The sequence below is a fragment of the Trebonia sp. genome (assembly GCF_049794275.1).
In the GTDB taxonomy this organism is placed as follows: Bacteria; Actinomycetota; Actinomycetes; order Streptosporangiales; family Streptosporangiaceae; genus Trebonia.
Genome location: NZ_JBARCR010000868.1, coordinates 1 through 7,091, shown reverse-complemented (window position 1 = coordinate 7,091; position 7,091 = coordinate 1). Strand labels below are relative to the sequence as shown.

The following is a 7,091-nucleotide window of genomic DNA, read 5'->3' as shown; positions in this document are numbered from 1 at the left end:
GCGCCGCCCTGGCCATCGCCGTGACGGCCGCCGCGGCCGGGTTCGGGGGCCCGGCCGGCTCGTGGCTGATCATGGGCATCGGGCTGTGCGCGGTGTACCTGGGCATCGCCGCGTTCACCGCCTGGCGGCAGCGCCGCAGCATGGTGGCGCCGTGACCATAGAGCTGGACCCGCTGATCCACGTGCCCACCCGGCTGCGGATCGTCGCGACGCTGGCGGCGCTGCCCGACGGTGACGCGCTGTCCTTCACCCGGCTGCAGGACATGCTCGGGCTCACCCCCGGCAACCTGATCATCCAGCTGCGCAAGCTCGAAGACGCCGGCTACATCAGCAGCACCAAGACCAGGAACGGGTCCGCGCAGAAAACCACGGTCACCCTGACCGGAAAGGGCCGGGCCGCCCTCAGCGCCTACATCCAGGCATTGCGCGACCTGCTCGGCGGCCTGGACGTCGACGCAACGTCCCCGGCAGCACCGTCTATGAGATGAGTGCGGGCATGCGAAGCTGAAGCAGCGGGCCGAGACCGCGACCAGGCAGGAATCACCCTGACCCTTGACGCTGACCCAGCTGACCCGACCCCTCTGGAGCGACCGGACTCCTGCCGGGTCCTGCACGCTAGCCGGGCTGTCCACCCGGCAGCGACCGGGTTCGGGTTGTCCGTTCCCCAAGACTCCTCCGGCACCAATGCCTGAGCCGGTGCCCGCGCCGGGTCAGTAAGGCCGTCGGCGATTGAGGCTGGCAGGTTCCGTCCGAAGGCGCATACCGAAATGGACGATCTGCGCTCAGCTGTGCCGCGAGATCCTCCCGGCCAGCAGTCGCTCGTAATCGGCGATCTAGCATGTCGTGATTCCTCCGAGGAGAGGTGCAGTCGATCACGCTTGGTCGCAGGGCCGCCGGACGTGATCGCATCGGAGTGAGTTCGTGCCACGCCCGCTTGCCGTGCCGCCGTGCGGGGACCGATGATGCCGGTGTGGCTGGCACCGACCGCAGCCGGGGTTTCTGCAGCGGACATGAGCAACGGGGATATAGAAGGGACGAGGAGATGGCACGTCGATCGATCGAGGTTCCGGGCTTGCAGCACGGCGCGCCGATTCCTCAGGCTTCAGTGGTGGGGAACCTGCTTGTCTCCGGGGGCATCAGTCCTGTGGACCCGGAGACCGGAGTGACTCCGGACGGCGCCGACGAGCAGGTCGCCATGGTCTTCGCCAACGTCCGGCGGGTGCTCGCGGCGGCGGGCGGCACTACCGGCGACATCGTGAAGTGCACCGTCTTCGTGCAGGACAAGGCGATCCGGCCGGTCGTCAACAAGCACTGGGTGGAGATGTTCCCGGACGAGGCCAGCAGGCCCGCGCGGCACATGCTGATCACCGACCTGCAGAGCGGCACGCAGCTCCAGCTGGAGGTCATGGCCGTGCTCGGGGAAGGGTGAACTCGGCAGGGTGATCAGGAACAGAACTAGCGGAATTGCGGGGACCGGACAAGTGGCCTAGGCCGGCCATGAGCCGCGCTAAATCGGCAACTTCGGCGCCCTCGCTGCGTGAAAGCCGACCGGCCTGTGGTCACTCTCGGTGACAGCCATCATGATGGTCCTGCATGAGCTGACGGGCTAGCCGCAGTCGGCCGGTCGGGGTGAGCGCGGTCCGGCGATCGGCAGCCAACCGCGGCGCACCTGCTCTGAGCCTTCCGGAGCCATGGCTTCCCGCACGGATGCGTGCCCACAGATTCCTCACAAGTCCGAGATCGCGGCGATGGTCCCCGCAGAAGCCCCACGGACAAACCGGCAGGGTGGAAGCGTCCGCAGCACGACCGTCGATATGGAGTGCGAGCCTCGCCGTGGGGCTTCCGTGCCGAATAGGTGCCGAGGCATGCCGTAGCAGCGGTGGCGGTGCAGGTCAGGGCCTGTTCGCGGCGGGTCTATGAACCGCCGTGTCCTGACCGGATTGACTAGGCATCACCGGCGGCGGGCGCTGCTGCTTAAGGGATCGGCCGGCAGTCACGCCGACCACCACCCTGCTTCCTGCCCAGCATGTGCCGTCCGTCTGCGCGCAGCCCTCGCTGGTGACCGGAGGGCGGGAATGTGCTCTGCTTGTGAGGTGAGCAGCGAATCCTTCTCCGAGTTCAACGCGCTGCCGGCCGACTGGGCCTCCGACCCGGTCCTCATCGCCGGCCTGACCGTTGACGATGACGACGAGCACGACGACCCGGTGCTGCGCTGGCCGGACGGCCGCGTGGTCGACACCTGGCGGGAGGACTACCCGTACTCCGAGAAAATGCCGCGGCAGGAGTACGAGTACCGGAAACGGCCGCTGCAGGTAGAGCTGGTCAAGCTGCAGAACTGGGTCAAGTCCGCCGGGGAGCGCATCATCATCGTGTTCGAGGGCCGCGACGCGGCGGGCAAGGGGGGCACGATCAAGCGCTTCACCGAGCACCTGAACCCCCGCGGCGCCACGGTGGTGGCACTGACCAAGCCGAGCGAGCGGGAACGGACCCAGTGGTACTTCCAGCGTTACGTGCCGCACCTGCCCGCGGCGGGCGAGATCGTCATGTTCGACCGCTCCTGGTACAACCGGGCGGGCGTGGAGCGGGTGATGGGCTTCACGACGGAGCCGGACTACTGGGAGTTCATGCGGGAGGCGCCGGAGTTCGAGCACATGCTGATCCGCTCCGGGCTGCACCTGACCAAGTTCTGGTTCTCGGTGACCCAGTCCGAGCAGCGCACGCGCTTCATCATCCGCCGGGTCGACCCGGTGCGGCAGTGGAAGCTGAGCCCGATGGACATCGAATCCCTGGACAAGTGGGACGAGTACACCGAGGCCAAGGAGGCGATGTTCCACTACACGGACACGCACGAGGCGCCCTGGACGCTGGTCAAGAGCAACGACAAGAAGCGGGGCCGGCTCGAAGCGATCAAGCACGTGCTGAGGAAGTTCGACTACGAGGGAAAGGACGAGTCGGCCATCGGGGAGCCGGACAAGCTCCTCATCGGGCCGCCGTCGGTGCTGTCCGAACACGACCCGGATCGCATTTACCCCAAGCTGTGAGCCGGGCGGCGCAAGGTTCTTATCCTGCGAACGATGAGCAAGCCACGCCGGCCGTCCGCAGACCCGGGCAGCGTTCCGGCCCGCCCGCACCTGGCCGAGGCGGCGGCCCGCCCCGGATCATCCGGGGCTCGGTATGCGCTGGCCGTCGCAGGCTATCTTATTGAATCGCCGCTGACCTGGGATGGCTCAGTTCGAGCGGCAGCGGATGGTCCTCCCCGCAGGTGCTCGCCCGCTACGGTGCCAGCGCCCGCAGCGCCCAGGGCACGCCGCACCTACGACCGCATCATGACCGGCAGCCCGTAACCCTGCCCACGATCGAGGAACCCGCGTTACCGGCGAGCCCGGTCATCCATCGCCCGCAAGCGTAGGTAGCCGCCGTTCTGGACGGCCGTCAGTATCCTTGCGCTGATCAGTTCAGGCAGGCAGATCTGGTAGATCTGCGCGCGGAGGCGGCTTGGGGCAGTTTCTCGAATACCGCGACCTGGCTGTGGCTACGACGCGTGCGGCTTTGCTTCGAATTGGGAGCGTTACAGGCGCGGTGCTGGGGTCGGCTGCTGGCAGCTCTCGCAATGCCGGCTAGCACCGGGCGCCTTGTGAGCTGGACCTGCCGGTTGAATGGCGTGGGGCCAGGTCGAGATGCGCGCTTGTGGCGAGTTGCGGGTGGATTGCTGCCACCGGGGGAGAGATCCGCGTTCACGGTAGCGTGACTCTCGCCGCTTCGTACAATCAATGCGCGGTCGTACGGATAACATCTGGAGCGGGCACGTGCTTGTCAATACCGATTATCTGGTCGTGGGAGCGGGTGCGACCGGTCTTGCGTTCGTCGATGCGCTGGCAGCGGCGGCGGATGTTGAGGTGACGCTGGTCGACCGCCAGCCCGCCCCGGGAGGCCATTGGCTGCACGCGTATCCGTTCCTTCGCCTGCATACGCCTTCCGCGTACTACGGGGTTAACTCGCTCGCCCTCGGCGTTGACAGGATCGACCAGGCTGGCGAGAACGCCGGATACTACGAACGGGCAACCGGCAGCGAAGTCCGCGAGTACTTCGCCGAGGCGGCGGCGCGGCTTGCGCAGACGGGGCGGGTCCGGTTGCTCACCGGCCATGAGCACCTGGGCGGCGGAAGTAACGGCGAGCATGTCAAAGACTTGAGCACGGGGGAGCTTCACGATGTCGTGGTGCGTCGCAAAATCGTCGACGCTCGCTATCTCGAGACGTCGATCCCCGCCACTCACGCCCGCCCGTTCGATGTGGCACCAGGCGCACGGGTAATACCTGTCAACGACTTGCCAGAGACAGCGGGATCGGCCCCCTCCTATGCCGTGCTGGGGGCCGGCAAGACCGCCGCGGACGCCTGCATCTGGCTTCTGGATAACGACGTTGAGCCAGACCGGATTCGGTGGATCCGGCCCCGTGACGCGTGGTTTTATGACCGCCGCCACTTTCAGCCGCTGGAGCAGGTGGGCGCAATCATGGAGGGGCTATCCCTCGACGCCGAGGCTGGCGCCAGTGCGGCGAGCATCGATGACCTCTTCGAGCGGCTCGAGGCCGCAGGGCGGCTCGTGCGCATCGATCCCTCGCGGCCGGCAACGATGTACCGCGGCACGATGCTCAGTGCCCGCGAACTGGAGGCCGTGCGGCAGATCGAAGACGTCGTCAGGCTCGGCCGAGTGCGACGGATCGAGGCCGGCCGGATCGTGCTTGAGCGCGGGGAAACCGAAACCGGCCCGGACGTCCTCCACGTGGACTGCACCGCCCTAGGCTTGAACAACGCCCCCGCCACGGCCATCTTCCAGCCCGGTCGGATCGTGCTCCAGCAGGTGCGATTCCTCTCACCCACTTTCAACGCTGCGCTCGTCGGCTTCGTCGAGGCCAGCCGCGACGACGACGCGGACAAGAACCGGCTCTGCCCACCCGACCCCTACCCGAGCACCATCGAGGACTGGCCTCGCATAATGAGCCGCACGTGGCGCACAGAGGGGCGATGGTTGAGCGAGCCCGACGTCTCGGCGTGGGTGGCCGCCAGCCGGCTCAACCTTCTGCAGGCGCTTCCTGATCACGCGGCCGAGCCGTCCGTGCAGTCGGCGGTCAAACGCTTTCTCACGCACGTCAATGCGGCAATTGAGCGGCTCAAGCAGTTCGGCGAACCGAGCAATTGAGCATCAATGCGGACTACCCATAACCGGCGGATCTGTCCACTTGACCTGGCTAGCGAGACAGTCATTAGCGGAGTACCGAGTCGGCGATATCGCACTCGCTTTTCAGCGCTGCCGTGATCATGTGCGACCATGGCCGGCGCGCTCGGTCAGCCAGCTGGCGAACTCGCTCGCAACGATCCGCTGGTCGTGGACTCCGGCCGCGGCCGGGGAGCACAGCCAGCGAATCGGCTCGGCCATGACGGAGGCCGGCAACAGCCTCGATCGCATCTGCCCGGGCAGGTCCTCGGGGATCATCCCGGTGAGCGTCGCGCCGCCGGGCAGCAGAAGGTTCACCGTCACCGGGCTGCCAGCCAGATCGGCGGCCATGATCCGGGACAGTGCCTCGGCACCGGCCCGTGCCGGGCCGTAGGGCACGAACCCCTTCCGGTTCATCGTTGCGTGGTTCATCGAGATGTTCACCACCCGGCCCGCGCCGGCGGCCAGCATCCGGGGGACCACCGCCCGGGCGAGGAGGAAGTAGCCGCTCAGGTTGGTAGCCACCACGTCGCGGAAGCCCTCCGGGGGCACCGTCCAGAATGGCTGCGGTTCGGTGATGAAGCGCGGGCTGACCGCGCGCATTCCGATGCCGGCGTTGTTGACCAAGACGTCCAGGCCGCCCAGCTCCTCGCAGGCCCGGTCCACTCCCCGCTCGACCTCATGCTCGTCCCTCACGTCCATGCCGATGCCGATGGCGCCCCTGCCCAGGTTCCTGGCAGCGGCCCCGGCGCGAGCGGCGTCGCGGCCGGTGACCGCTACCATCGCGGCGGCATCGAGCAAGGCCGCGGCCATAGCCGCCCCGAGCCCGCTCGTACCGCCGGTGATCAGGACCCGGACCCCGTCCAACCGCGCGCTCGCAATGCTCATGGACCAAAGCTAGCCAGGCGACGCAGCCGGGGCCCAGTTAATGACCAGCGCACGCCAGAGCCGGTGCCTGCGCTAGCCGGAACCGGCCAGACAGCCCCACGCCATAGGCGATACCCGGCGCCAGGCAACCAACCGCCACCGCGATGACGCAGCCCACCCGAATCGACCCGACGCCAGGACACCCTGCTCTCCGGCCACGCACCGTGGTTTGCGCCGAGTACCGCTTGACAAGCGAGATCCGCCGATCGGCGCGGCTATTGTCTCCCGGGACTCGTCAGCTGCGAAATGCGGATCAGGTCGATCTGGCGCTGCTCGGAGCGCTGGGGACGTGCGGGCCGGCGGCAGCTGAGATCCGTTGCCGCCGACAGTGCGCTGACGCGGCTAGGGTTTATCACGTCACGTGGCTCGCCCGGGCGTCAAGTGCCCGCAGCCGGGGCTTGTGGCTGCGGCCGGCCAGGCGAGCCTGTGCTCGCGCGCGAACAAGTCCGGTCAGCGCGGGCCTGGGCGCGGAACCGCGATCGGGTGGAGAACCGGCCGGCCGGGGCGCGCTTCGGCTCCAGGGCAGCGCGGCGGTCAGCGATGCGTGATGGGGTGCTGCCCGCGACCTGTCAGATTGGCCAGGCCTGTTCCCGGTACCCCATGTCCCAGAACATCCATTCGTAGCGGCTGGTGATACGGAAGTGCCGGCGGACGCGCGCGCGTTCGGGTGGCGCCAGGCCCGGGCCCATCTCATCGGCGACGGCCAGCACTGCGCGGACAGCCTCGCCGAACTCCTCGCCGCCGTACATATCGATCCACCGCTGATACGCCGGGTCGGGTGAGCCACGGCGCAGCAGTTCCCTGCCGACCTCCCAGTAGATCCAGTAGCACGGCAGGACTGCGCCGATTCCGTCGGCGTAGGACCCGCCGTGGACGGCCGCCAGCAGGTAACTGGTGTAGGCCAGCGTCGTCGGCGCAGGCTCGGCGGCGTCAACACAGGCGGGGTCGATAC

At 67.9% G+C, this 7,091-nt stretch carries 5 protein-coding genes and 1 pseudogene; 4 read left to right on the top strand and 2 right to left on the bottom strand.

Annotated features, from left to right (window positions below; all coding sequences use genetic code 11):
* Window positions 1-151: 151 nt before the first annotated feature.
* From WA805_RS22465 to WA805_RS22450, 4 genes are all read left to right on the top strand, one after another.
* Window positions 152-487 (top strand): transcriptional regulator, encoded by a 336-nt coding sequence (locus WA805_RS22465; RefSeq protein WP_424558755.1) that lies wholly within the window; start codon window positions 152-154, stop codon window positions 485-487.
* 620 nt (window positions 488-1,107) lie between these two features.
* Complete coding sequence (locus WA805_RS22460; RefSeq protein WP_422339631.1) at window positions 1,108-1,428, top strand: RidA family protein; 321 nt, start codon at window positions 1,108-1,110, stop codon at window positions 1,426-1,428.
* Between the two features lie 664 nt (window positions 1,429-2,092).
* Window positions 2,093-3,040, top strand: coding sequence for a polyphosphate kinase 2 (gene ppk2, locus WA805_RS22455; RefSeq protein ID WP_422288419.1), 948 nt, complete (start codon window positions 2,093-2,095; stop codon window positions 3,038-3,040).
* A gap of 765 nt (window positions 3,041-3,805) precedes the next feature.
* Complete coding sequence (locus WA805_RS22450; protein WP_422280610.1) at window positions 3,806-5,197, top strand: NAD(P)-binding protein; 1,392 nt, start codon at window positions 3,806-3,808, stop codon at window positions 5,195-5,197.
* A 117-nt stretch (window positions 5,198-5,314) separates the two neighbouring features.
* Here the strand turns inward: WA805_RS22450 and WA805_RS22445 are convergent, their stop codons facing one another.
* Both WA805_RS22445 and WA805_RS22440 read right to left on the bottom strand, forming a co-directional pair.
* Window positions 5,315-6,100, bottom strand: coding sequence for an SDR family NAD(P)-dependent oxidoreductase (locus WA805_RS22445; RefSeq protein ID WP_425243319.1), 786 nt, complete (start codon window positions 6,098-6,100; stop codon window positions 5,315-5,317).
* A gap of 608 nt (window positions 6,101-6,708) precedes the next feature.
* A pseudogene (locus WA805_RS22440) lies at window positions 6,709-7,091 on the bottom strand (thiaminase II); the annotation flags it as partial.

Bases quoted from the DNA above. Each gene is read 5' to 3' on its own strand.
- WA805_RS22445 (WP_425243319.1), bottom strand. From the start codon at position 6,100: ATGAGCATTGCGAGCGCGCGGTTGGACGGGGTCCGGGTCCTGATCACC.